This window comes from Gynuella sp., assembly GCF_050297175.1.
Classification (GTDB): domain Bacteria; phylum Pseudomonadota; class Gammaproteobacteria; order Pseudomonadales; family Natronospirillaceae; genus Gynuella.
The window spans coordinates 31,719-57,020 of the sequence record NZ_JBNKSF010000008.1 but is presented as its reverse complement, the minus strand read 5'-3'; the positions used below and the strand labels follow the sequence as shown (position 1 = coordinate 57,020).

The following is a 25,302-nucleotide window of genomic DNA, read 5'->3' as shown; positions in this document are numbered from 1 at the left end:
GTGACGGCTTCACAGATATTTATCTGCTGAAGCCCTTTCTGGAAGTTTCATGGATTATCAATTTAATTTTGCTGACCTGCTGAATTATCGGGATGTATGGATCTCTGGCATCTGGATGACCGTTCAGTTGACGGTATTTTCAACAGTGGGAGGGGTGTTGTTGGGGATTCTTGGCGCAGCGGCTCGCAATCATCCACTGCGTCCGATCAATATGCTGGCTTCAACGTATGTTGAAGTTATTCGCAACACACCATTTATTGTGCAGTTGTTTTTTATCTTTTTTGGGCTTCCGGCTGCAGGTATCAAGCTGACGGAAGTTCAGGCTGGTATGATTGCCATGATTATCAATCTGGGAGCGTATCTGACAGAAATTATTCGAGCCGGGATTAATGTCACGCCCAAAGGACAGATAGAAGCTGCCAGAACTCTGGGGCTTTCAAGCCGGCAGATATTTATCCGGATTGTTTTACCACCGGCCATAGAACGGGTGTATAGCTCTATTGTCAGTCAGTGCATTATCGTTATGCTGGGATCGGCAGTGGTGTCTCAAATTTCTGTTCCTGAGCTAACTTATGCGGCCAACTTTGTACAGTCTAGAAACTTCCTGAGTTTTGAATCCTACTTTGTAACAGCCGGCATTTATCTGGTGCTGGCATTTACGATGCGGGTGTTATTTACCTTGTTGGGAAATTATCTGTTTTCCAGAAAGGAGAAAGCCATATGATGCAGATAACAGACTGGGATATTCTGCGGAATCTGCTGCTGGCTGCCCGTTGGACGATTTTATTATCACTGATTGCATTTGCTGGTGGCGCCACGGTGGGGTTACTGCTGACTTTCCTACGTATCAGTCGGCGTAGGTCTCTGATCTGGATGACCCGTATTTACATTGAGCTGTTTCAGGGAACCCCACTGCTGATGCAGTTGTTTCTGGCCTTTTTTGGTCTGGGATTGCTGGGGATTGATATTTCGCCCTGGGGAGCCGCGGCTTGGGCATTAACGCTATTTTCCAGTGCTTTTTTAAGCGACATCTGGCGAGGGTGTGTGGAAAGCATTCCGAAGGGCCAATGGGAAGCCGCACGCTGCCTTGGACTCGGATATGTCCAGACCATGCGTTACATCATTTTGCCTCAGGCGTTGAGGGTGGCTGTTCCGCCGACAGTCGGTTTTTCGGTACAAATCGTCAAGGGTACCGCACTTGCGTCCATTATTGGCTTTGTTGAACTGACTAAAGCCGGCACCATGCTCAATAATGCTACGTTTCAGCCTTTTAAAGTGTTTGCCATCGTTGCTGTGATTTATTTCTTACTATGCTATCCATTATCAAAAGCCAGTCAGTATCTGGAGAGAAAGTTAAATGTCGCTCGTAAACATTCGTGATATTCATAAATTCTATGGTGACTTACATGTCCTGAAAGGAATTGATCTTGATATTCAGGCCGGTGAAGTAGTGTCTATTATTGGTCGTAGCGGTTCGGGAAAAAGTACCCTGTTACGATGCATGAATGGTCTTGAACAGTATGATCAGGGAACGATCATTGTAGATAACAAAGAAGTCAGCACGGATGAATTTCAGGTTCGTAAACTCAGCGAAAGTGTCGGGATGGTCTTTCAGAGTTTTAATCTGTTTCCACATCTGACTGTGGGCGAAAATATCATGCTGGCGCCACGGTTGATCAAGCACCGCTCTAAAGGAGAAGCCAAAGAACTTGCTCTGGATGTACTCGACAAAGTGGGTCTCAGAGATAAATTTGGCCAGTATCCGGAAAATCTATCGGGCGGGCAGCAGCAGCGTGTAGCTATTGCCAGGTCTCTGGCTATGTCACCAAAAGTGTTGTTGTGCGACGAAATTACCTCGGCACTTGACCCTGAACTGGTGGGTGATGTCCTGAAGGTATTGGAGCGGCTTGCGGCAGATGGTATGACTCTGATTCTGGTGACCCATGAAATGAACTTTGCCCGTGACGTGGGGGATCGCGTTGTATTTATGCATCAGGGCAAAGTGTGGGAAAGTGGTCCGGCTAAGGAGTTACTGGCCAATCCACAAACCACAGAGTTGCAAAGTTTCATTGGTGCGGTTCTGTAGACGTCCCCCTATTTCTGGCTTTTCTGTTCGCCTTGTGCGCCAGGAGAGTCTCTGAAAACAAGGATCGTGTCGGCGCGGGTCGGGAAGCACCGTCCGGCGCTAAAATAGACCCTTTTTCGGAGACTCTCTAAAATACATCGGGATTGACGATGTATTGTTCCGGCGTAAGGTGCTCCTCATGATAGAGAATGATTCAGTAACCCGGTTTATAAAACTGTACGGCGACGTATATCGGTGTTTGCATGCGAGCTGGGATAAGCATGAAAACTATCCTTCTGCAGAATCGCAGGCAGTGATGAATCATTTGCTATTAACCGGTCCGCTGACCATATCCGAAGCGGCCAGACATTTTAACCGGGCTCAGTCGGCCATGAGTGAATTGATTGATCGGTTACAGGCTCATGGCCTGGTAACCCGTATCAAAGATGCGCGTGACCGGCGCCGGACATTGATCTGGTTGACCGAACAAGGGCGTCAGATGCAGCAGCGTTTACAGGAGGTATTAAATCGGGAGTTATTACGGCAAAGTCTGCAACAACTTCCGGAGACGCAGCAGCAACAGTTATTCGGTAGCATGGAAGCTTTGGTGGAAGCGGCACAAACAATACTTTCTCAACAGAGGAAACATCATCATGAGTGAACATCGATGCGAAAGCTGTGGAATGCCAATCGACGACGGTCAGTTCTGTCAATACTGTGTAGATGAGCAGGGGCAGTTGCAATCATTTGAAGAGCGCTTTGAGCGTATGGTGCAGTGGGCTCTGAGCGAGCATTCGGATCTGTCAAGATCTGAGGCAGAAGAACAAACGCGGCAATATATGCGAACCATGCCGGCCTGGAAACATCATCCACAATTGCAGTAACACAGACAGCTGCGCATCAGATTGAAACCGTCGCAACCCAGTAATCGGGCGCATCTGTGTTTGTTGGCCGGATCAGCGCTTGTCATTCACCCCGTGGTCCGGACAACCAGGCTTCTCTAAGGTACCATTAGCCGGAAAGGATGATATTCAGGTGGAAGTTGTTCGTGTTACTTCTGTTTTTAGGGAGTCTCTGAAAAACGGCCTATTGTCGCGCAGGGTGTTGTCAGCCCCAGTCTCACATCTTCATTTACGCCCGTAAATTGCGGTGTTGCGAGTGGTGCAAAACTATTCCTATTTTTCAGAGGCCCCTTAGGATCATCTTGCAGGACACACAGCGAAAGGTATGATCCTGTTTCCGGCCAAACAAGGGATATAGCCAAAATTGTTTTTCCGGACAGATCGGTCAATGCTGTTCTGTGCTCTCAATATAATTTTCACTCACGCTTTGCAGTTAACACTAATGGAAGACGGTATCATGCCAAACTATAAACTTACTTACTTCGATATCAATGGCGGGCGCGCAGAGCCTCTGCGAATCGCATTTCACATTGCCGGAATTGATTTCGAAGATAACCGTATCTCATTTCCGGAATTCGCTGAACTCCGTTCCAGTACGCCGTTTAATGCGGTACCGGTACTCGAAATCGATGGTGTCCAAATCACACAGTCCAATGCCATCAGTCGCTTTATTGGCAAGAAGGCAGGATTGTATCCAGTAGATGACATGCAGGCATTGTATTGCGACGAAGTACTGGAGGCCTTTGAAGACCTTACTCATTATGTTGTCAGGACATTTGGGTTCGAAGGTGAAGAGCTTAAGCTGGCGCGTGAAAAACTGGTCGATGGCTGGATGAGCACCTACCTGAAGGGGCTTGAGAAGCTGCTTCAGCGGGGTGGTGGAGAATATTACGCAGATAACCAGTTGACTATGGCGGATATTAGATCGTTTGTTCAGGTACGGTCACTGTGTTCAGGCTCACTGGATCACGTACCGGCGGATATTGTTCAAAGGGTTGCCCCAGGTCTGTTTGAACATCAGACCCGTATTGCTTCGGATTCCCGTATTGCCGGGTATTACGCCACTCATGGATAGAGCGTAATCCATTCCGAAGTCTTGGTTTTTCTCTCCGGGGAGGCCGATTGATAAGATCTGCCTCCCTTATTTTTTTCTTGGCTTGGCAGAATAAAACCGGTTCACGGGGTTGCTGCTGATTTTTTGAATAATGGCCATTTAATCAACCGGTTGCACAGTGCAGTGCCAAAGAACGTAATAGCCATGGCAATGAGCATTTTGAAGGTAATGACCTCGTGCAGCACGATATAACCCCAAAGGATAGCAGAGACCGGTATCAAAAATGTGATAGACGCAGAAGCCATAACACCGGCACTGGCCACCAGTTGATAAAACATTAATAGTGCAGCACCGGTGCACAAGAACCCCAGTAACAATGCATTACCCCAGTGAATCAATCCAATTGGCTCTGAAGGCCACAACCACAATCCAGGGCCGAGCAGCATTAAGGCAGAGAAGGTAACGCTTCCGGATGCAATCACCTGACTGTTGACGTGGTGTAGTCTGGACTTGACCAGGTTGATTGCAAAGCCATAACACAGCGTTGCCACGAGTCCTGCCATGATGGCCCAGCCGCTGCCTCCAGCCTTAAATGACAGGTGTCCCATAGATAAAACATAGATCCCACTAACACCAATAATGAGTCCTGCCAGTTGTTGGCGGGTGATTCGGTTTTTTAACCATAACAACCCAATGAGGGCGGCAAATACAGGGGTGGATGCATTGATCAGAGACGTGAATCCTGCTTCCAGTCGGGTGCTGGCAAATGACAGCAACACAAATGGCAGTACGTTATTGAACAATCCCACTACAGCAATGGCTTTCCAGTTTTGCTTCAACGTAGCGCGGTTGGCTGCAGACAGGAAAATAAAGCTTAATATGAATGCTGCTCCCACCATTCGGACCATGACCAGAGCAACGGGGCCAAAAACCGGTGCAGATACCCGCATGAATAAAAAAGAAGATCCCCAAAACAGGGAAATTATCAATATAAAAATCAGATCTTTGGTTTTCATAAACGACCACTGTGGAAAGAAAAACGTTTTGGAGCGGTGAGCCATGATGGCCAAGCGGCAGTTTAATTGACTCAAAGACAAAGCAACACGACTATTTACCAGACTTTGTTTTAATTCGACCCCATCATTTGCGGGAAACAGAGATGCAATGGTTTCATGGGGCAAGAAAGGTTGGTGCGAATTAAAATGAAAGGGCCAGATAAGCGGCAATTACAATCAACAATCCCCCCATCATACGATTCATTCGCAGAATCATTGCCTCGTCTTGAATCAGGTGACGTACCTGTTTGCCTGCCCAGGCCCACAGGAACATGCTGATATAGCAGATCGCAAAGTACAGGCTGACGAACGTGACCAGCCGGCCATATGAACTGCTCAGGCTGAACGCAGAAACCCCACTCAAGCAGGCAATCCAGGCCTTGGGATTGAGCCACTGCAATAAAAAGCCATGTAGGAAATTTGGCGTATGACCGGTATTTGTCTTCAGGTCCGGGTCGGCTGTCATCACCTTAAACCCCATCCAGATAATGAAGGCTGTACCTGCATACCCCATGTATCGAATAGTAATGGGTAGCACTGACTGCAACTGTGTTGCACCCAGGCCAATCAGTGTGAGCAACAAGGTAAACCCGATGGTTGCACCACTGACAAAGTAAAACGCTCGCTTCAAACCATGAGAGGTCGCAATGCTGAAGGAAATCAGATTAACCGGACCTGGTGAAAGTGACATCGTCAAAGCGAAAAAAGCCATTGCCCATAACATTTGCGGTATTCCTAAAACGGTGGATGAAAAAAGCCAGAGTAGTGTAGAGGCTGGGTTAATGTTGAATTAGATGCTTTAATTAGAACTCTTTATTTTATTGAATCGAACAATGATTGATGATTTGCGTGCATTGGCCATATTTGCGGAGACAGTCAGGTTAAAGTCTTTTCGTCAGGCGGCGCGTGCTTTGGGGTTGTCTCCATCGGTCGTGAGTTACCATGTCACTCAACTGGAGCAGCGTGTGGGTACGGCATTGCTTTATCGGTCCACCCGGAAACTATCTCTGACATCTGATGGTGAACAGCTCTATCATCACGCCCGCGCCATGTTGGAGATTGCTCGTCGAGGGTTATCTGATGTCGTTGCGGACGGGGATGATCTTTCCGGGCAACTTAAACTGACCTTGCCTTCTTTTCTTGCAAGGGCACCGATCAGCACTTCTCTGGCCCACTTTTCCAGGCAGTTTCCAAATCTGGCGATGCAAATCCGTTATACCGATGTGCGTCAGGACGTGGTCGGCGAAGGTATCGATCTGGCCATTAGAGCGGGAGGTTTGCCTGATAACTCATTGCGAGCCAGAAAAATTGGCGAGATTGAACGCAGGTTGGTGTGCACACCACAATATCTTAATGACAGAATCAGGCCCCTAGTACCTGAAACATTGAATGACTGGGATTGGATTTTATTGGAAATGTTACCGGCAAAACGAATGCTCGTTCATCCTGATGGCAAAACATGCCTGTTGCAGTGTGACGGCCGTCTGACAGTGGATAGTGTTGAGGCAATGGCACATTTTTGTCGTCAGGGGTTGGGACTGTGTACACCGCCGGCTTATATGGTCAATGCAGACCTGTCGTCCAAGCAGTTGGTGGAAATCATGCAACCCTGGAAAGTTCAACCGATTCCACTATATGCCGTATGGCCCGGAAATGAATTGATGAACCGGAACACGCGGCATTTAGTGGATTTTCTGGTCAGCAATGAGTCGGGAGTGATGTCATAAAAAGGGCGCAGATGTGCGCCTTTTGTGCTCAGCGTCATTGGTATTTTTTGATAATTTGCTCGAATTCAGGAGTACGTTTGACCTCATCGATAGCAGCCTGAACATGAGCAACCACTTTGTCATCAACATCCGGGCTGAAGGCGAAATACAAAGGGCTCTCACTGAGCTTGTATATGTTAGTAAAGTCATCGCTGTTGTAACCGAGTTTTTTGAAAAACTGATGTGCACCGGCAAGGTTATATACCCAGATATCGATATATCCATTGTGCAGATCTGAAACGAGTTTGTCGGCATTGGAATAGACTTTCATGTTTTCTGGTTTTACTCCCTGATCTCTGGCCAGCTGTTGGCCGATATCATCACGAATAACACCCACTTTATAATGATTCAAATCTTCCGCCTGGTAGACAGAGATGTCGTCCTGCTTTCGTTTAAATGCCACTGTCTGATCCGCAGTGATCGGGCCGGCCCACTTGAAAAGGTGTTCTCGTTGCGGTGAGCGGACAGTGGAAAACAACACGATATTGGGTCCATTTTGGGCCGCCTGATAACCATATGACCAGGTTTTCAGTTCTATTTTAGGCTCTATATCCCGGTACTTTGTCTGATCATATACAAGGTGCAGAAAATCCACCGAAATACCTTTCAGCTCGCCATTTTCCTCGAAGTTATAAGGAGGGAAATTTTCCGTGTAAAAATGCAGCTGGTGAGAATTATCAAATGCCGCATCAAACAGAGCCTGCCCAATCAGACTGGCCTGATTATTCCATAGTGGCTGCAACTGCTTTGTCCAGTTGATGCGCATAGTCTCTGACATTCTTTTCTTTCTGGCACCGCCTTCCAGACGAATTTGCTCCCTGGAATTGGTTTCACCGGCCACCACCAGCTGATTGCCAAACTTAAGACCAACATCCGTGGCACGTAAAAATACCTCCCGATCGAAGTCGTTCAGGGCGTTCCAGAAATTACTATTCGCCGACAGCATGAAAATTCGGGTCGCGTGATTGGACTCAAGAATGTAGCGATACCGCAGGTGCAGCTGATTGCCGTATATCTGCTCATAGGTAGCCTCCTGGGCATTAATCCGGTTTTCCTTTAATGCCTGAATCAGCTCAGCGCTGGCGACGGGAGTTGTTTTAACCTGTAGGACGGTTCGGGCAGAAGGGTTCTCAGCAGGGTAGGAAAGGTTGAGTTGTCGGAGGTCGCTGTATTTGTTTATCGGTACATTTGACAGCAGTTGTTTCATGCCTCCATACATGTAGCCCAGGCCAAGCACACCTTTGCTGGCCAGTGAAGAGAGTAGCATTTTACCTTGATGACTATTACCAAACTGATTAACTGTTGCTTCGTCACGAAACATAAATGGGATGGAAAACACTGCAAATTGGGGATTAACCGTTTGTAGTGTTGAAATTTCCGGTAGTGATAACTGTATCTGACCGGATTGTAAAGCAGAGATCTCACGGCTGGCATTATTGTCACCCAACGTTTCGATCAGATTGACCTGATACCCAGGTAATTCACGTTCAATGATACTTTCCATGACTTTTGCCATGCGCCCTCTGGGGCTTTCTAGTGATGCTCCTACTAAAAACCTGACTTCAATCGCTTGTGCCGTACTCGCAATAAATACTGCACATGCCAGCCATAGTTGAAATAGTTTTCTAGATAACATTGTGCTTCTCCTGGTTACATCTTTTTTCAATAATTGAAAAGTTTTTCGCTAAAGCAAGATCTATTCCCTTTAATGAGACCATCTATGGATAGCGAAAAATTACAATTACGGCTATTGTGATATCTACAGTGTTATTTTTTTGGGAGTAATGTAGTCAATGGAAACAAGATGCCGTGTAGTGAAGGGAGATATTACTACTTTGATTGTGGATGCCATTGTTAATGCAGCCAACGAATCCCTGTTGGGTGGGGGCGGAGTTGATGGTGCCATTCACCGAGCCGCAGGACCAGAGTTACTGGAAGAGTGCAAAGGACTGGGAGGTTGTGCAGCTGGCGATGCGAAGATAACCCGTGGCTACCATTTGCCAGCCCGTTTTGTCATTCACACAGTCGGCCCCATTTGGCAGGGAGGGGACAAAGATGAGCCATCCTTGTTGGCTTCCTGTTATCGCCGGTGCTTGCGACTTGCGCTTGAAAATCAGCTGAAAAGCATAGCTTTCCCTGCTATCAGCTGTGGTGCTTACGGTTATCCGGTTGATCAGGCTGCACAGATCGCCACCATGGAAGTGGCCGACCATTTATATGAGAACAATTCTCTGGAGGATGTTCTGTTTGTCTGTTTTGGAGAGGTTGAATACCAGGCCTATCAACGGGCCTGGGAAGAAATCATGGCATAAGCCATAAAATGATCGATGGCATGCGTATAGCCATGGTGATTATACGCGGAAACGATTAACCAGTTGGTTAAGGCTGTCGGTTACTTCGCTGACATCGCGCCCGGTTTCTGCTGTTCGGGTCGCTCCCTGGTTGGAAGATTCGCTGATTTTATTGATTGTGTGAATGTTCCGGTTGATTTCCTGGGCGACGGCGCTTTGTTCCTCTACAGCGGTGGCAATACGGGTATTCATATCTGTGATATCTGACACCGCCAGAGTAATACCCTCCAGGGCTGTATTGGCCTGTTTGGCCTGATCCACATTAGCTGCTGCCTGCTCAACTCCATCTGCAATGACTTTAATGGCTTCTTCGGAAGCGTCGTTGAGTTGTTGTATGGTGTTGTTGATTTCCTGAGTTTCTTTTTGCGTCCGCATGGCCAGATTGCGAACTTCATCGGCCACAACGGCGAACCCCCGTCCCTGATCTCCCGCTCTGGCAGCTTCAATAGCCGCATTCAGTGCCAGTAGGTTGGTTTGTTCCGCAATACCGGTAATAGCACTCAAAATGTTGCGAATCTGTTCTGTCCCCTCAGCCAAACGGGTGATTACCATGGAAGCTCCTTCCACTTTGTTGGCCAGCTCCATTATCGAAGCGGCCACCTCATCCACTTGCAATTTTCCCCGCATTGCATCATCCAATGCCTGTTGTGCTGCTGCTTTGGCGTTCTCCGAGTTTTCAGCAACATCGCGTGCTGCTTCGCTCATCTGTTCAATCGCAGTAGTCAGATAATGGACCTGTTGTTCCTGTTCAGAGATATCATGTTGCGTCTGGTCGGCCACTTCGAGCAGTTGATCCGACGAACGACTCAAGCGGTCACCGGTATTGATAAGGTCCTTGATCGTCAAACTGAAGTGATCCAGCATTTCGTTAATGGCGAAGCCTACATCCTTGAATTCGTCATGGGATTTGAGATGAATTCTAAGGCTCAGGTCAGTATTGGCAGCCACTTCGGACATGGTCTGACGAACCTGGCGTAACGGTGAAATCACCACCGAACGAACCAGCAGGCCAATGAGTATCAGGCCAACAGCAAAGATGACCATGTTGATACCCAGCATCGTCCATATTCCTTTTTCAACAGCGGAATCGATCTTGCCCAGAGAATAAGACATTCGAATGGCACCAAGCAGTGTTTTCTCCGGTACATTATGACAACTCAGGCAATTGGTGCCGTTGTGATTTTGCGAGGCAAAAAAAGGCTGTACGATGGTGAGTATCCGTTCGCCATCTATTTTTTCCAGTACCACTGAACGCTCGCCATTGAGTCCTTTACGATCAAGCTCATCAACTGGCTTTTCGGAATCAAAACCAGGTCCGAACAGATTCGTGACCGCTTCTCCACGCAGCACCCGGGTTTCTTTTACTTCATCTTGCGACATTATTTTTTGTCGTAATGTTTCCCGCATAGCCATGCTGCCACTGAACATCATGGCATTCAGGCTATCCATGTAGGCATTGATCAGGGCGGTGGTGTTGTCAGTAGAGTTTACGACAGCTTCCTGTTTTTGCTGATTAGCAGAATAAGCACTGACCAGGCCCATAGTAACCAGAAAAATGACAGCCAACGGTATTAAAATCTTTGCCTGTACTGATACGTATTTATTCACCCGGTAACCTTATTTTCACTGTATTAAAATCGTTTGTTCGTATGACCTAAGCATAGAATATTTTTGTTGATATTGCGTAGCTATTAATAGGCGATAACGATATTTTTAAAAGCTCAGAACTCTGTTTTTCTGGCTTTGATCGTACCAGATTATCGTGCATTGGAGGCTACTGGTATTTCTAATCCACTGCTTTTATTTTATTTATGTGCATATATAACAATTGTGATCGTGGCAATTAACATAATATTTCATAACGATATCCACGAGTGTCACTGATTTTTTCAAAACCGAGACTTTCAACAATAGGATGACTCATTTCAGAAGCATCAATTGTTAGATAGCGAACTCCCCGCTCTCTGGCTTCCCACGCTCTAGCAGCCAGTAAGTTTCGATAATGTCCTCTGCTGCGATAGCCCGGCAAAGTTGATCCTCCCCAGAGTCCGGCAAAAGGACTGTTTGGCTGATACGTAATCCATCCGGATGCAACAGTTTGACCACTATCCTGAACCAGGTACATGGAAATGGTTTCCGGGCTTTGCTCAAGGCGCTGGCACAGAGAGTTTTCAAATTCATCGAATGTCTGTGGCCATATTTGCCGTTGAACATCGATAGCTTTGCGCACACCTGATGCATCTCTGACTGGAATCAGAGTACTTGAATGACCCATTGAAACACAATCAATGTGGGTGTTCAGATCCAATACCATGAATGATTCATTGTCGTCTTCACGAAGGCCATGATGTATCAGTCGTGCTCCAATATTCGAGGGATTGTCATAACTGTAAACTTTCCATTCAAATCCTTTTCCCAGCTGCTTAAATGCGTCGATTTCATTTTCGATAATCAGGTCCAGGTGGTCCTCTGGCACATTAAACGCGCTGATAAAACTGCCTTGGGGGCTGTCGGCAATCTGTCGTATAGTATGGTCAGTGACAATACGTTGGTAACCATATTCTTCCAGTTCAGTTCGCTCATACTGATGATGCAGTTTTATGATCTCCTGCCTAGAAATCTTCATGTCCTGTTCTCCTGACAACCAATCATCATTTCTATTAACCCGGCAATCAAACAGATTATTCTGATTTCTTTGATTATCGCCCCCGGGTGCTGGCAATATTGCACGAAATACCTTAATTTTGTGGCACTTTAATTGGCTGTAACCAAAGATAATGCGTCTTTGCTAGACACTATTCACCAGATACAAATGCTTGCCGGCGTAATAGTTGGATCTAAGTGTTCTGTTCGGACTGGTCGTCGATGTCGTGACCGGATCCCGCCTGTTTATTCATAATATGCATCAGTGTTTAGTACCTCAATCCGTGCGTAAAAACAATGCGCCTTTTCGCTATGTCGCCGATATATTTCATCATGCTGATTACCCGCCGGTTATGGACATGACCCGATCGGTAAAAACTGGCCACTACGGATCATATAGCGGCCAGCAGGTATGTTACTTTAACGGATCTTAATAAAGATAAAATCCCCTGACAGAAAAAAAATAACTGACAATTGGTTCAACGTAATCGAGTTGGGTGTGAAAGATTATTGTCTGACAGTGTTAGGCAATAATGCTCAGGAACTGAGCTCCAGTATCGTTGCCTGTTCCGCGAAAATTTCACGGGTCAGTGTATCGTCATGACTGACCAGTATGACAGTTTTGTTCAGTTGCCGGACATTTTCCTTTAACCAGTATTGGATTTGTCTGCTAGTGCACTGATCCAGTGCAGAAAATGGTTCGTCCAATAACAGCAGCGGTTCCGGTCTGTATACGCTGGCCAGTAAGGCTACCCGCTGGGCCTGGCCACCCGACAGCTGTGAACTGAGCTTGTTATTCTGATCAGCCAGATCAATTTCGGCTAATCTCTGTTGAAGCTCTTTGGGGGTAAGATGAGGTAGTGCCAGTTTCAGATTTTCGGCTACGGTCAGGTGGCTGAATAAATTATTACTCTGAAACATCGATGTGACCGGACGATTTCGCGCCGGCAAATGCTCCACAGGTTGTCCATGCCAGCGAATTTGGCCCGCTCTGACAGGCACAAATCCGGCAATGGCATCCAGTAGTGTCGTTTTTCCGACCCCACTTGGGCCTCGGATAATCAGCAGGCAACCAGTTTTAACTGTAACGTCATAACTGAGCGTCAACTGATGCTCACGGACAACTTCTATGTGATCAATTTCGAGCATGACTATTTGCCATTTTCACCATGGTAACGTTCCATCAAAACAATGCTGATCGCACAGATCAACAGCAGACACATTGAGGCAAAGGCTGCATTATACATTTGATAACTGCCAGCAAACTGATAAATCAACCAGGGCAGGGTGGCAATCTCATTGTCGCCAAAAATGGAAAATACAGCGACATCCCCCAAACACAGAACCCAGGCCAGGGCAAATGTCTGTATTAGAATGGTACGCAGGTATTTCAATTCCACCCATGTTTGTTGCCAGGCAGAAGGCCGCCAGTTTTGCAATTGTCGTTGATATAACAGATCAAATGTAAACAGCGGTGACTTAAGTTGTGAGATTACGAACGGGCAGGCGATGACTGCGTTGATCCAGATGATCCAGAGTGGTTGTGACTGCTCCAGCCACCCACGGGAAATCACTACAATAAATATCCCCACGGAAATGACCATTGCTGGTAGCGGTAGTGTGTGAGTAGCAATCCACTCCATAATATGTTGACGTGCACCGTTACGCTGATTACGAAAAAATCTGACGGGTAGCAGTAATGCCCAACCGAGTGCAGTTGCCAGACTCGCGGATACCAATGCGAACAGTAGTGACCATCCAGTTGCACGGATAATTGCAGTGCTGTTCAGATTGGTCAGATCCTGTGACAGCAGACGTACTACAATGGCAATGATCGGTGCCAGTAAAAACAGCCAGAAACCCACCTGTAGAAGTGGCATCCAGATCCATTGCTGCAAGCGTTTTGGCGGTTGAACCGTTTGGCGAATACTGGGGTGATTCAGCCAGCTGATGCGACCGGATACGTTGACCAGTAGCAGCACTGAACCACTTAGAATTAATTGCAGCCAGGCCAGCAGCAAGGCCTCATTCATATTGAAGTCGTATTTCAGGGCCTGATAAATAGCGACCTCCAGAGTCGTAGCCCGTGGCCCACCACCGAGTGCGAGTACAATGGCAAAGCTGTTGAAGCACAGCATAAATATAAAACCGCCAATCAGCAGCAGTGTTGGCCGCAGTATCGGCCATTCCACCTGCCGCCAGACTTGCCACCAGGGTAGCCGGAACTGTTCTGTTAAGCGCCATGATGCTTCGGGTATTTGTTGCAGCCGCAAGTACAGCGAACGCACAGCAAAAGGCAGATTAAGATAAACATGGGCTATCAGGATGCCGCTGAGACCATACAGGTTCCAGTGGGGTAACCAGTGTTTCAGCAGTGGTGTGACGAGGCCTTTGGGACCTAACAGGATGACCAGTCCGGTGATGAGGATCAGCGTCGGCATTACAAAAGCCAGCAAGGACAGATGCAATAACCAGCGGCTACTGCCGGAAGCACGAAAATAAAACAATGCCCTGGCAATAGGGATGGCTGCCACAGTGCTGATCAGCGCACTTAAAAACGCCTGCCAGAGACTAAAGCGGGTAATGCCCAGAATATAGTCATCGGTCAGCAACGAGAGAGAGAATCCACCGGTGCGGAATAATGTCAGTCCGGAAAAAGACAGCAGTGTGGCACTGCACAGAATGCACAGTGCCAACGCTGCCGCTATTGTGCGGCTATTGAGCGCCAAGTCTTGATCCACTGTTCACGTTGTTGAGTGAATTGCGGGTAATCGATTGCGATGGCTTTGGGTTGTACCAATGTTGAGAATGCTTCGGGCAGTGACACATCATCAATAACTGGTAGCATCCAGTTGGTCACCGGAATGATTTCCTGCGCGGTTTTGGAAGTCAGAAACGTCAGAAACTGACGGGCCAGTTCTGGTTGATGGGCATACTGGCTGATGCCGGCCACCTCGATCTGGGCAATGTGGCCTTCGTTGAACTCTGCTGCCTGATAGCGGTTTTCATTTTCCGCCACCATATGATAGGCCGGTGAGGTGGTATAGCTGAGTACATAATCAGCACTGCCTTCCAGGAACATGTTGTACGCTTCGGACCAGCCTTTGGTCACTGTTACGGTATGGCTGTTCAGCTGTTCCCAAGCTTGTTCGGCGTTATCCGGATACAGGCTGTTGATCCACAGCAACAATCCCTGTCCGGGTGTGCTGGTACGCGGATCCTGATAGATCACTGTTGCTTTTGAGGCCAACAGTTCGGCCATCGACTGGGCCGGTTGTTTGATTTGATCACGGTTATAGATGAACGCAAAATAGCCATAATCAAACGGCAGGAAGTAGGTGTTCTGCCAATGCAGATCGGCTTTTAGTCCATCGCTCGGCAAAGAGTGCTGCTGGACCAGATGCTGTTCGACAGCGCTTTCCATCAACGGCGCATCAATGCCTAAAATGACATCGGCCTTGGTGTTTCGGCCTTCAATTTTCAATCGGTTCAGAATGGCTACGCCATCTTCCGCGGCCACAAATGTCAGGTCGCAGTCGCACTGTTGTTCAAAGGCTTGTTCCAGTTGTGGACCGGGACCCCATTCAGAGGTAAAGGAATCATAGGTATAAACTGTTAGGGTTTCAGACTGGACAAAACCAGCCAGCAGACTTAATGGCAGTAGCCACTTATTCATATAAGCTCCTCAATCATGAGGGCGTGGGAAATGCTGTGTTGCAGGTTGTGAGGAATGTTCTCTTTAACTGCAGAGATAGCCCATTTCCTACGCCAGTATTAACTGGATCAGGTTCTACGGGTAAACTCTCAGCCATGGAACGTCGATTTCTGTCAGTTATCATGGCACCCCGATGAGACGGGCGCTAGTGTAAAGCTTTTCAAATGGATAGCCAAATCATTGATTGTGAACCAAATCCCCACTGCCATACAGGCTGAGCTACGGCAGTGGTTGCCTGCTGTCGCGGAGTGGCGATATCTGGATGCCGGCAATACCAGCAATTATCTGTTTACCGGAGATGGTGCCGGTGATCGTTACGTCTTGCGGGTCAATGCCGGTGATGACATCAGTTTTGGGGTCGACCGGAAACAGGAAGATCAGGTCTTACAACTGATTGCCGGACAGGATTGGGCACCAGATATTATTCGCAACGACATTGATCTGGGTTTTTGCCTGATGCGTTATCACGGACTGCCCGCTGCGGATGTGTCGATAACGGCTCCGGTGGTTTTACGGGCTCTTCATGCATTGCAGCAGACGGCATCCGGTCCCTGGTTTGATTACGCTCATCTGTTTGCGGGATACCGGTATCGCTTGCAACAACTGCCTCAGGCATTATTCGAGCTTGAACAACTGCATATGCATTTACAGAGGCTGCCGGATGATCGTTGTCTGATCCATCAGGATTTGCATCCAGGAAATGTACTGGTGGCAGATGGGCGCATGGTCATCATCGACTGGGAATATTCCGGTATCGGAAATGCCTGGCTGGAACTGGCTAATGTTCAGCATCATTGGCATTTTTCTATGCCCCAGTTACAACAACTGCCGGTCTGCCGGCGGTATCCGACCGATATGGTCGATCAATATTTACAACAGGCGAAAATATGCAATCAAATGTTGGCCAGACTCTGGTACCTGGCCCGTGAATAAAAAAGTAATCGTGATTGGTGCCGGACCGGCAGGTTTGATGGCAGCAGAACAATTGGCCGGTCATGGTGTACAGGTGGACATTTATGACGCCATGCCTTCGGTGGCCCGTAAATTTTTGCGTGCCGGCATTGGTGGGCTGAATATCACCCACAGCGAGCCATTGCCACAATTCATTGCGCGCTACCAGGATTCCGATGGCAGGGTAGCGAGCTGGTTACAGAGTTTCGGGCCAGAGGAATTAAGACAGTGGTGTGCTGGTCTGGGGATCGAAACCTTTGTTGGCAGTTCTGGCCGGGTCTTCCCTGCTCAGAAGAAAGCAGCGCCGTTACTACGCCGCTGGTTATCCAGGTTACGACAGGCTGGGGTAAGGTTTCACTTGCAGCATCAGTGGCAGGGTTGGCAATCGGATGGTCAACTACGATTGTTTGACCGGCATGAGCAACAGCCGGTATTGGTATCGGCTGATGCGGTGATACTGGCCATGGGTGGCGGCAGTTGGAAAAAACTTGGATCAGATGGTCAGTGGCAGGCAGCGTTAACCGAGCGTGATGTTGTCATTGCGCCCTTACAACCCAGTAATTGCGGATTTAATCTTTCCTGGACGGATTATATACAGCAATTTGCCGGTCAGGCGTTAAAGTCAGTGGCGTTGTCAGTCGATGGCTGTCACTTTAGAAAGGGGGAGATGGTGCTGAGTCATTATGGTCTGGAAGGTTCGCTGGTTTATGCCATGTCCCGTCCGATCAGAGAATGCCTGCAGACGGGGAAGTGCCATGTGTGGGTGGATCTGCTGCCGGATCTTTCTGAAGATAAAATACGCGCCCGCCTCAGCAAGCCCAGAGGCAAAGAGTCCATGAGCAGTTATCTGCGTAAACGCCTGAATCTTTCTGGTGTCAAATATGCCCTGTTGCGGGAATGTTCCGGGCCGGATTGCGATTTGAACCGGCATGAAGACCTGATCCGTACCATCAAAACCTTGAAACTAGTCATCGATTCCCCACGCCCCATTGACGAAGCCATCAGTACCGCCGGAGGCATTCAGTTTTCAGAGTTGGATGAACAGCTCATGTTAAAAAGGCTCCCCGGCGTATTTGCTGCCGGAGAGATGCTGGATTGGGATGCCCCGACCGGCGGTTATTTGTTAACCGCCTGCTTTGCCAGCGGCTACCTGGCCGGGCAGGGCGTAAGACAGTGGCTGACATCGATTGAACGCTGATGTCAGCTCAGCCCGGTATCACCATTTGAATCCAGCCAGTTGTGTACTCAAGGTTTCGGTTTGCTGATTAACGCTGTGACTGTAGGAACCTGCCTGATCCACTTGCTCGTTGGCCTGTTGTGACAGAGCTGAGAGGCGGTGGATATTCTGGTTCAGTTCCTGGCTTACGGATGACTGTTCGGTCACTGCACTGGCAATGTGAGTTGACATATCATTGATCTGGCCGATTGCCTCGAATACTGATTTTAATGCATCTTTGGCTTGTTCGACTTTATCGACACCTTCACGACTGGCGGTGCTGCCAGATTGGAATAATACCGCTCCCTCTGCACTACTGGTCTTCAGACGTTCAATCTTCTGGCTGATTTCTTTGGTGCTGTCCTGGGTTTTAGCGGCCAGGGCACGGACTTCATCTGCCACAACTGCAAAGCCTCGACCCTGTTCACCAGCTCTGGCGGCTTCAATGGCCGCGTTAAGTGCCAAGAGATTGGTCTGCTCAGCAATACCCTGGATGACTGACATGATTTCGGTAATTGCATCTACATCCGATTGCAGTGTGGTCATTGAACGGGAGGTTTCCTGCAGAGTGGTATCGAGACCCTGAATAAGGGTGACCGTGGATTCCATGAATTCCTGTGTCTTCTGGGCGTTCTTGTGTGCTGCTTCGGCTGATGATGACGTGGTTTCAGCGTTTCCGGCAATTTCCTGGGTGGCAGAGGTGCTTTGCGTAATGGCAGTGGCAATGGATTCAATTTCATGGCGTTGCTCAGATACAAGAGAGCGGCTGATATCAAATGAAGCATCCAGGTCAGAAACCGCCTGCCTGACCTGGGTGGACACCTGACCAACGGCTGACATGGAACTCTGTAATTTGTCCATAAACTGATTGAAGTAGCCAACCAGTTCACCAATTTCATTGTTCTGCTCCACTTTGATACGTCGGGTCAGGTCGCCTTCACCCTCAGCAATATCATGCATGGCACTGCTTAACTGCATAATTGGTTTTCTGACTAACCATGACAGCAGTAAATAGATCACGATGGCCAGCGTGATATCCAGAATGACCGTTCTGATGATAGCAGCCTGTACTAATGTATTTAGTTGTCGAGATAAGTAACCGTCGTTCATTTTAAAATAAATCACGGCAATAGGATCTTTGCCTGCGTCTTCCAAAAACAATGGCAACATCGAAAGTGTTTTGACATCAGGAAGTGTATCCGCGGCCTGCACGTCATCGTCCTCGTGCTTGATAATACCTTTGCTGAGCTTATTTTTTTCGACCACATAAATAGCGTCAATCACTTTGCTTTCCACTGCTGAATTCAATACCCGATCTACGGTTTCAAGTTCAAAATTCCATAATGCCGGCGGTAAGGATAAGCTGAGAAACTGATTGATTTCTTTGGTTTGATCCTGAATGTTATGCTGCCATCGACTGACATTGATCCGGTAGTCGATTACAGTACTGATACATAACAACAGGGTAATAAATAATACAGCCCACAGTGTAATCCGGATGCTTAATGAATAAGACTTGGATGATTTCATTGTTTTCCCCAGTAAAAACCTTACATTTAAACTATAGCTGATGATTTCTTGTGTTCAGCATAATTCGAATATAAGACACAGGTTTTCGGTTACAGTATTGAATACTTAGGGAGCTTCTGAAAAATGGCCTGTTCGCGCAGGACGTTGTCAGCCCCTGTCTCACACCCTCATTTACACCCGTAAATTGCGGTGTTGCGAGTGGTGCTTCCTCGCCTGCATCAACACTATTCCTATTTTTCAGAGGCCCCTTAGTTCTTTTATCTCAATGAGTTATGTATTTTGTTATTTCCTGACAAATATATGGCTGTTTTAGAGCTGCTGCTAAAAATAAGGCTATATCCTATATCGTTGCAGGCAACCCCAGCATCTATCTGAGCGATGTTCATGTATAACAGGCGCTATCGTTACTATGAATATAGACCAAGAAGATAAAACTTGCTTTGTTTGTACGGTGACTGGGGAATGGTGCCAGGGCCTGTCTACACTCATTTCATCGGCCTGCTGAGAACCAGTTTCACTCAAATCCAGGTACGAGGAGTGATGTTGTAAAGCTCATCCATGAGGGTTACACGCTAAAACGTTAGCGGGACTAAATGAGTGACGAGCAACGCCGAGTTGAGTGACACGGGCCTCAGCCCGAAGGGTTATGGCTAAAAAGGCCGCACTTTGCGTTGGTCCACGTTCGCTTAGAATGACGAAGCTTCACGTTAACCGTCGGAATGCCGCATCACTTAATTGCAGTCTTTTTAGCCAATAACAGGTTCGACGAAACGAGTATCGACAGGCCCTAGTGTAGAGTCTCAAGTAAAACGCATATTTAAATGGGCCGCCGAATTCACTTCGCAACTCTACGTTGAGTTCAGCCAACGGTGTCCCACTCTTCGAGCAGCGCTCAAGACACCCACCGCTTCGTTTCAGCTCTTGACAAGGGATGACCATTGCCGGCGAGCAGCGTCTCGCTGTGAGCATCTTGAGGTGCTTTTTTAATATAGGTTTTATTCAACACACTACACTAGCCATGAATTGAATCGGCAAGACTTCACCCTGACTGGCGACAGATAAAACAAATTATTGAATGGACGCCTCCTATGCGGAATTGTTTTATTCATATGGTGAAGAATGTTCCTGCGATTAAAGTACGGATGTTTTTGACTGACTGTTCGTCAGTGTTGTTCGGCAAAGCTATTATCATTTGCCAACATGTTTATTTAGTCGCGGTTTCGGATAATCAGTGAGCTTGTTTTTGATTTAAGGGGCTTCTGAAAAGTAGGAAAAGTTTTGATGTCGGCGAGGAAGCACCACTCGCAACACCGCATTTACGGGCGTAAATGAGGGGGTGAGACGGGGGGCTGACAACGTCCTGCGCGAAAACAGGCCATTTTTCAACGGTTCCTTAACAGTTTTGTATCGCTGTGGGTCACTGAGAGTTGCTAAAAATTATCTGTGTTACAACGGCCGAACTAAAAAATTACCCAGCGAATTCAATGCATTCTAAATGTTCCTCTTGATACAGGAGATACCTTTTGGACGGTCAGTATTTGCAGGATATAGCTGTGTTACATTCTGAAAGCCTGCTGTCGTTATAAATAGGTCTTATAAATCTCTGTTTTCTGCGGACGTTTATTTGGGCTGGGTTTTCTCGCCCATCTGATTAAGGTGGTTCTGTTGAGTAATATCAATTCGCTTCCACAACGAACTGATAGAGTGGCAGACTTTTGCGAGGTTTTTTTATGGTAAACGGTCTGATCGCAGTGGCAGTATTGAAAAATGGTACGATTTCTCCCCATGCCGGTAAAACCGTCCGCTGGCAGGTCTATATCGTTACGGCTGGACAAGCGGCACCACAACCTGTCTGGAGTCTGGAATTGTCGCGGGCGAGCAGTCTGCATGAATGGCATGTTCAGCACGAGGATCTGCCGCATCCCTTACATGCGGTGAATGTGGCGATTGTCCAGTCTGCAGGGGCTGGAGTGACCCAACGCCTGGCGGCACACGATACCAAGCTGTTGACAACCACGGAATCCGATCCCTTGACGGCGGTTCGTCTGTATCTTGAGGGAGAGTTGCCTCCTGGTCAGCCTCATGATGATCAAGGCTGTGGTCATTCCCATCATCACGGGGCACACTGAGTCCTTTGGCAGTTATTTGCCAGCGTCCGGCCATCGCCATGATGGCTGGTCAAACATCTCCTGGCCGGCGATCAGTGTCTGCCCCAGCTCTTTGATCAGGGCGATGGAATGACAGGTGTCGGCTTCTTCCAAAGCCGCTATCAGTCGGCTGGCATGAGAGACCACCCAAACCTGAGTGACATTGGAAGCTCTGATGATCAACCGCGCCAGGGCCGGTAGCAGATCCGGGTGCAGGCTGGTTTCCGGTTCATTCAATACCATTAGTGCCGGCGGTCGCGGAGTGAGGAGTGCTGCGACCCACAGAAGGTAGCGCAACGTTCCGTCTGACAGTTCCAGCCCTGACAATGCTCGCAGCAGACCATGCTGATTCAACTCGATGGCAAACCGGCCATCATCCCGAATCACAATATTCAATGTCGCACCGGGGAAGGCATCCTCAATGGCATGATCCAGTGCCTCATGATCACCGATTTCGCGAATGGTCTGCAGAGCGGCGGCCAGATCATGACCGTCATGATGCAGCACCGGTGTGCGAGTGCCGAGTTGTGGTTGTCGGGCCGGAGCGTCGAGATCAGTGCGAAAATGATCGTAAAAGCGCCATTGTCGTATGCTGTCTCTAAGACTGACAACTTCCGGTGTTTTCACCGGATCAGCGATTTCACCGAATAAACTGTCAAAGCTTCGGGTGTTTTGAGCAATGACTTCCCAATTCCGTTGTGTGCGGACCTTAATGACACCGTTCTCCCGCTCGACTAACTGTGTAGCGGGCCGAAAATGCCTGCCCGCCCAAATGGACTCACGTTTGATTTCAGGGTCCAGAGAGAATGCTGAGTTTGACGGCGTGGGCAGCCCAAGCGAAATAGCGTAACTGAAATCATCACCGGCAAACCCGAGTCTTAAGCGGTAAGCTTTTTGTCTGGGACTACCCTGAACGGGAACATGGCCGAGCTGCATACGCCGGCTTATATTTTCAGGTCCGGCCCAGAAGGTAGACTCCAGCCCGCCTTCTTTGGCCAATGCATTGACGACACCACCCTGAGCGGTTTCCGCCAGCAGCCGTAAAGCTTTATAAAGATTGGATTTGCCACTGGCGTTGGCACCGGTGACCACATTGAGCTGACCCAATGGCAGGACCAGGTCACGCAGCGAACGGTAATTGGCGATGGCAATGGTATGTATCATGGTAAAACAACCACACAGATGTAATGGCTGTTTTAACACGATAGGTAGATGTCCACAACGTCAGCGGGTTAGGGGAATGAGGTGCAATCCGCCGCAGAGGTGTTTATTGGATTATGGTTGCACGCGCATCCAACGTTGGTTGGCACCACCCCAGTCAGTCCAGACACTGACATTGTCACCGGGGTTTGAGCCGTTGGCATCGAGTACCTGCTCTGGATTCAATGCCATGGCGATGGCACCATTACCGGCATCGATAAAGCGTTGTGAATCACCGCCCCGGCATGGCGCAATGACAATATTGGCACCATTCGAAAAATCCCCGCCATTGTCCAGACAGTAACGGGGATCTTTCAGACTGTAAACTCGTCCGGTGGATGAATCGAGATACCATTGCTGCCAGCTGCCGCCGCTGCAATTCCAGAGCATGACATTGGAGCCATTAGCCATGGTTTCGCGATCGATATCCAGGCATAAACCGGATGCTTTGTTGACGAGTTCAGACCACTGCTCGTTGTCTCCAGGGTTCGCTGCGAAGACATCGGCAGTCGTAAAGGTCGGAAAATTGCCTGGTTTGAATTCGTTAAGATTATTCAGAAAACCACCGTCGGCCATCGGCAGGGTGGCAGAGTGGTAATCATAGCGGTTCAACAGCGTGCGCATGATCAGATTATTCCAACCATCTCCTTTGAATGCATACCAACTGATGATAGGCGGCGTGACAAATTCACCGTACGGATTTTCGGCCACTTCGGCCGTCTTGGCAAAACGCATGGCATGAGTCAGCAGACCGTCTTTGTGATAGACGATTTTTAAATGACCGCGTTCAAATTCCAATGTTGCTGCCGGTTTGGTATTCAGATCGCCATGAGCACTGTAACTGCCATGTGTCACAACGCCATCGACGGTCCATACTGCTGCATATTCCCAATCGTGCCGATGTCCGCTTTTGATGCCATTGAGAATCTGGTCTTTTTCAAAATAAAGCGCATAAAAATGGCCACAATACCGGCTGCCCTGATCATTATGGCAAGCGTAACGGTGAACGGTATTGGATGATTCCAGAAAGTTTTCGGTCCGACAATCACCGGTGAGACTTCCACTGGGTTTTAGTCCTTCATTCTGATCACCGTTCCGGCTGATGCCGGCGGCTGGCAGACAACCGTCACCGTCAAAGTCGAAGACCGGCGCAATTGTGGCCGCATCTATATCTTTGGGGAGCGCCTGATCCAGGCTCGTAAAATCGCTGCTATAAGACAATGATGCAACAGCACTGCATATGAATGGCAAGATAACTTTTAAGAATGGCTTAAGTGGGGTTCTGAAGGACATGGTTCTCATCTTTTCTGTTTTTATCGGTATTGTTATTCGAACTCTTTTCAGTTTTATGACGCCGCCGGCTTTTGCTTCAGTTTTGGGGTGTGCTTTTGAAAAATATAAGCCGGGCTTTTTTGAGTGTGCGTTATTCATAATAACAATGAAGGGCATCATGGCATAAGCTTCACACACAGCAATGTTTCTGAAATTATAAAGGTATCGTATTTGTCTTTTTTTTAAAATCCATACCCTGGTTACAATCGCGTGTCTTATTTTGGTTGAAAGATGTTGATTATCCCCACTGATAAAATATATCGAATTCGTCTTCGTGAGTCTGGATAAAACCATGTCGGCGGTAAAATTCGTTGGCACGGCTGTTGCGCAAAGCGCCGAGACGAACCGGCTGTGCAGAAGCATGAGCCTGTTGCAGTATATCGGTCAGTACTTTATGGCCCAGTCCCTGCCCTTGAAAGGTTGGATCAATGTAGAAGTGATCAAGATACATATGATCTTCCCGTTGGTGAATCACATAGAAGCCCACCAGTTGGTTATCCATCCGCAGCTGGTAGGTATTTCCGGCAACAAAGTTTGCCAGCAGTCGGTTACGAACCCTTTGTTCATCATATCGGCCAATGGCTTCGAGGCTGTCTTTCATTGCTCTGGCCCGTAGCTCTGCCAGCAAATTTGCATCCTGATGGGTACATGTCAGCACTTGTAATGTACTCATAGGCCAGCCCAGATAAATTCAATTCTGATGCCACCTGGTTCATAGCACATCATGTGTTTCCGGGGGCCGCCTGACAGCAGTTCTGGTGCAAATTCGATGGTGATGCCGTTATCCAGCAGGCATTGATGAAGTTCGTCCAGATCTGCTTCAGTCTCCACTTCCAATGCCAGATGATGCAAACCAATATTGTGTCGTCTATCAAATTCGTAAACGGGGTGATGGTGATCAACCTGCCACAATGTCAGTCTGACCACGCCATCACTGACAGCCGTTTTTGGATAATCCGCGTCATAACCGGATTCTGTCCAACCCAACAGATTGACAAAGAAGTTACGGGTATCGGTTAAGTTCCGAACCGCCAGGCCCAAGTGGTTAATTCCCCGAGTATTGCTCATAAATGGTTCCTCCAGGGTGGATGTTTAAGCACCCGATAAAACGGGTGCAGTATTTGTCAGAGACAGGCTACGCTGTTCTGTGCAAAAAGCATTGCTTGCATTCCTTAATTTCTTTAACAATTTCATGACCGCTGCCACCCGGATCATCAACCGGTTTGCGTTTGCCGTTTTCATCAATGCGGATATGCGCATTAGGTCTTCGGGGATAAGTTTTGGATCTGGTTTGCAGGGTTACAAAATAAGCGGGTGAGTGAGAAAGTATTTGAGTATTACAGTGTTTGCATATAAACATTAAACCCGGCCGGGA

Annotated in this window: 24 protein-coding genes and 1 riboswitch; of the genes, 11 read left to right on the top strand and 13 right to left on the bottom strand. The window is 48.0% G+C overall.

Going from position 1 to position 25,302, the window contains the following annotated elements; genetic code table 11:
- Positions 1-49 precede the first annotated feature (49 nt).
- The 6 genes from ACQY6I_RS03220 (at position 50) to ACQY6I_RS03195 (ending at position 4,042) form a co-directional block, all read left to right on the top strand.
- Positions 50-724 carry an amino acid ABC transporter permease gene (locus ACQY6I_RS03220; protein ID WP_428240030.1) on the top strand — a complete coding sequence of 225 codons (675 nt, stop codon included), beginning with the start codon at positions 50-52 and terminating at the stop codon, positions 722-724.
- Positions 721-1,380, top strand: coding sequence for an amino acid ABC transporter permease (locus ACQY6I_RS03215; protein WP_428240029.1), 660 nt, complete (start codon positions 721-723; stop codon positions 1,378-1,380). Before ACQY6I_RS03220 ends, ACQY6I_RS03215 begins: the two co-directional genes overlap by 4 nt.
- Positions 1,358-2,086 (top strand): amino acid ABC transporter ATP-binding protein, encoded by a 729-nt coding sequence (locus ACQY6I_RS03210; RefSeq protein WP_428240028.1) that lies wholly within the window; start codon positions 1,358-1,360, stop codon positions 2,084-2,086. Before ACQY6I_RS03215 ends, ACQY6I_RS03210 begins: the two co-directional genes overlap by 23 nt.
- Positions 2,087-2,264: 178 nt before the next feature.
- Positions 2,265-2,726: a MarR family winged helix-turn-helix transcriptional regulator gene (locus ACQY6I_RS03205; protein ID WP_428240027.1), complete on the top strand. Its 462-nt coding sequence runs from the start codon at positions 2,265-2,267 to the stop codon at positions 2,724-2,726.
- Positions 2,719-2,949, top strand: a complete 231-nt coding sequence (locus ACQY6I_RS03200) for a zinc ribbon domain-containing protein (RefSeq protein WP_428240026.1) — start codon at positions 2,719-2,721, stop codon at positions 2,947-2,949. The genes ACQY6I_RS03205 and ACQY6I_RS03200 overlap by 8 nt, the downstream gene beginning before the upstream one ends.
- 475 nt (positions 2,950-3,424) lie before the next feature.
- Entirely contained in the window at positions 3,425-4,042 is a 618-nt protein-coding gene (locus tag ACQY6I_RS03195; RefSeq protein WP_428240025.1) for a glutathione S-transferase family protein, read from the top strand.
- Positions 4,043-4,143: 101 nt separating this feature from the next.
- Here the strand turns inward: ACQY6I_RS03195 and ACQY6I_RS03190 are convergent, their stop codons facing one another.
- On the bottom strand, positions 4,144-5,037 hold the full coding sequence (locus ACQY6I_RS03190; protein ID WP_428240024.1) for a DMT family transporter: 894 nt from the start codon (positions 5,035-5,037) through the stop codon (positions 4,144-4,146).
- Positions 5,038-5,218: 181 nt separating this feature from the next.
- Complete coding sequence (locus ACQY6I_RS03185) at positions 5,219-5,800, bottom strand: LysE family translocator (RefSeq protein WP_428240023.1); 582 nt, start codon at positions 5,798-5,800, stop codon at positions 5,219-5,221.
- A 109-nt stretch (positions 5,801-5,909) separates the two neighbouring features.
- On the opposite strand from ACQY6I_RS03185, the gene ACQY6I_RS03180 reads away from it, so the two are divergent.
- The gene (locus ACQY6I_RS03180; protein WP_428240022.1) at positions 5,910-6,803 is read left to right on the top strand and encodes a LysR family transcriptional regulator; all 894 of its coding nucleotides are present in this window, start codon (positions 5,910-5,912) and stop codon (positions 6,801-6,803) included.
- 34 nt (positions 6,804-6,837) lie between these two features.
- Here the strand turns inward: ACQY6I_RS03180 and dctP are convergent, their stop codons facing one another.
- Positions 6,838-8,478, bottom strand: a complete 1,641-nt coding sequence (dctP, locus tag ACQY6I_RS03175) for a TRAP transporter substrate-binding protein DctP (RefSeq protein ID WP_428240021.1) — start codon at positions 8,476-8,478, stop codon at positions 6,838-6,840.
- Between the two features lie 157 nt (positions 8,479-8,635).
- On the opposite strand from dctP, the gene ACQY6I_RS03170 reads away from it, so the two are divergent.
- The gene (locus tag ACQY6I_RS03170; protein WP_428240020.1) at positions 8,636-9,154 is read left to right on the top strand and encodes an O-acetyl-ADP-ribose deacetylase; all 519 of its coding nucleotides are present in this window, start codon (positions 8,636-8,638) and stop codon (positions 9,152-9,154) included.
- A 39-nt stretch (positions 9,155-9,193) separates the two neighbouring features.
- Here the strand turns inward: ACQY6I_RS03170 and ACQY6I_RS03165 are convergent, their stop codons facing one another.
- The 5 genes from ACQY6I_RS03165 to thiB form a co-directional block, all read right to left on the bottom strand.
- Positions 9,194-10,801 (bottom strand): methyl-accepting chemotaxis protein, encoded by a 1,608-nt coding sequence (locus ACQY6I_RS03165; RefSeq protein WP_428240019.1) that lies wholly within the window; start codon positions 10,799-10,801, stop codon positions 9,194-9,196.
- Positions 10,802-11,036: 235 nt separating this feature from the next.
- A complete protein-coding gene (locus tag ACQY6I_RS03160) occupies positions 11,037-11,819 on the bottom strand; it encodes a GNAT family N-acetyltransferase (RefSeq protein ID WP_428240018.1) in 783 nt (260 codons plus the stop codon).
- Between the two features lie 554 nt (positions 11,820-12,373).
- Entirely contained in the window at positions 12,374-12,985 is a 612-nt protein-coding gene (locus tag ACQY6I_RS03155; RefSeq protein ID WP_428240017.1) for an ATP-binding cassette domain-containing protein, read from the bottom strand.
- A 2-nt stretch (positions 12,986-12,987) separates the two neighbouring features.
- Positions 12,988-14,565 (bottom strand): thiamine/thiamine pyrophosphate ABC transporter permease ThiP, encoded by a 1,578-nt coding sequence (locus ACQY6I_RS03150; protein WP_428240016.1) that lies wholly within the window; start codon positions 14,563-14,565, stop codon positions 12,988-12,990.
- Positions 14,541-15,512 carry a thiamine ABC transporter substrate binding subunit gene (gene thiB, locus ACQY6I_RS03145; protein ID WP_428240015.1) on the bottom strand — a complete coding sequence of 324 codons (972 nt, stop codon included), beginning with the start codon at positions 15,510-15,512 and terminating at the stop codon, positions 14,541-14,543. The genes ACQY6I_RS03150 and thiB overlap by 25 nt, the downstream gene beginning before the upstream one ends.
- A 67-nt stretch (positions 15,513-15,579) precedes the next feature.
- A riboswitch (TPP riboswitch) is annotated at positions 15,580-15,694 on the bottom strand.
- 43 nt (positions 15,695-15,737) lie between these two features.
- On the opposite strand from thiB, the gene ACQY6I_RS03140 reads away from it, so the two are divergent.
- A complete protein-coding gene (locus ACQY6I_RS03140) occupies positions 15,738-16,484 on the top strand; it encodes a phosphotransferase (RefSeq protein WP_428240083.1) in 747 nt (248 codons plus the stop codon).
- Entirely contained in the window at positions 16,477-17,700 is a 1,224-nt protein-coding gene (locus ACQY6I_RS03135; protein WP_428240014.1) for an NAD(P)/FAD-dependent oxidoreductase, read from the top strand. Before ACQY6I_RS03140 ends, ACQY6I_RS03135 begins: the two co-directional genes overlap by 8 nt.
- 18 nt (positions 17,701-17,718) lie before the next feature.
- Here ACQY6I_RS03135 and ACQY6I_RS03130 read toward each other — a convergent pair whose 3' ends face one another.
- Positions 17,719-19,248: a methyl-accepting chemotaxis protein gene (locus ACQY6I_RS03130; RefSeq protein WP_428240013.1), complete on the bottom strand. Its 1,530-nt coding sequence runs from the start codon at positions 19,246-19,248 to the stop codon at positions 17,719-17,721.
- Positions 19,249-20,978: 1,730 nt separating this feature from the next.
- Here ACQY6I_RS03130 and ACQY6I_RS03125 point away from each other — a divergent pair.
- On the top strand, positions 20,979-21,377 hold the full coding sequence (locus tag ACQY6I_RS03125) for a NifB/NifX family molybdenum-iron cluster-binding protein (RefSeq protein WP_428240012.1): 399 nt from the start codon (positions 20,979-20,981) through the stop codon (positions 21,375-21,377).
- 12 nt (positions 21,378-21,389) lie between these two features.
- On the opposite strand, the gene ACQY6I_RS03120 is transcribed toward ACQY6I_RS03125, so the two are convergent.
- The 4 genes from ACQY6I_RS03120 to ACQY6I_RS03105 form a co-directional block, all read right to left on the bottom strand.
- Positions 21,390-22,559, bottom strand: a complete 1,170-nt coding sequence (locus tag ACQY6I_RS03120) for an AAA family ATPase (protein WP_428240011.1) — start codon at positions 22,557-22,559, stop codon at positions 21,390-21,392.
- A gap of 111 nt (positions 22,560-22,670) precedes the next feature.
- Positions 22,671-23,888 carry an NPP1 family protein gene (locus ACQY6I_RS03115; RefSeq protein ID WP_428240010.1) on the bottom strand — a complete coding sequence of 406 codons (1,218 nt, stop codon included), beginning with the start codon at positions 23,886-23,888 and terminating at the stop codon, positions 22,671-22,673.
- A gap of 277 nt (positions 23,889-24,165) precedes the next feature.
- A complete protein-coding gene (locus ACQY6I_RS03110; protein ID WP_428240009.1) occupies positions 24,166-24,600 on the bottom strand; it encodes a GNAT family N-acetyltransferase in 435 nt (144 codons plus the stop codon).
- Positions 24,597-24,995, bottom strand: coding sequence for a VOC family protein (locus tag ACQY6I_RS03105; RefSeq protein ID WP_428240008.1), 399 nt, complete (start codon positions 24,993-24,995; stop codon positions 24,597-24,599). The genes ACQY6I_RS03110 and ACQY6I_RS03105 overlap by 4 nt, the downstream gene beginning before the upstream one ends.
- Positions 24,996-25,302: the final 307 nt, after the last annotated feature.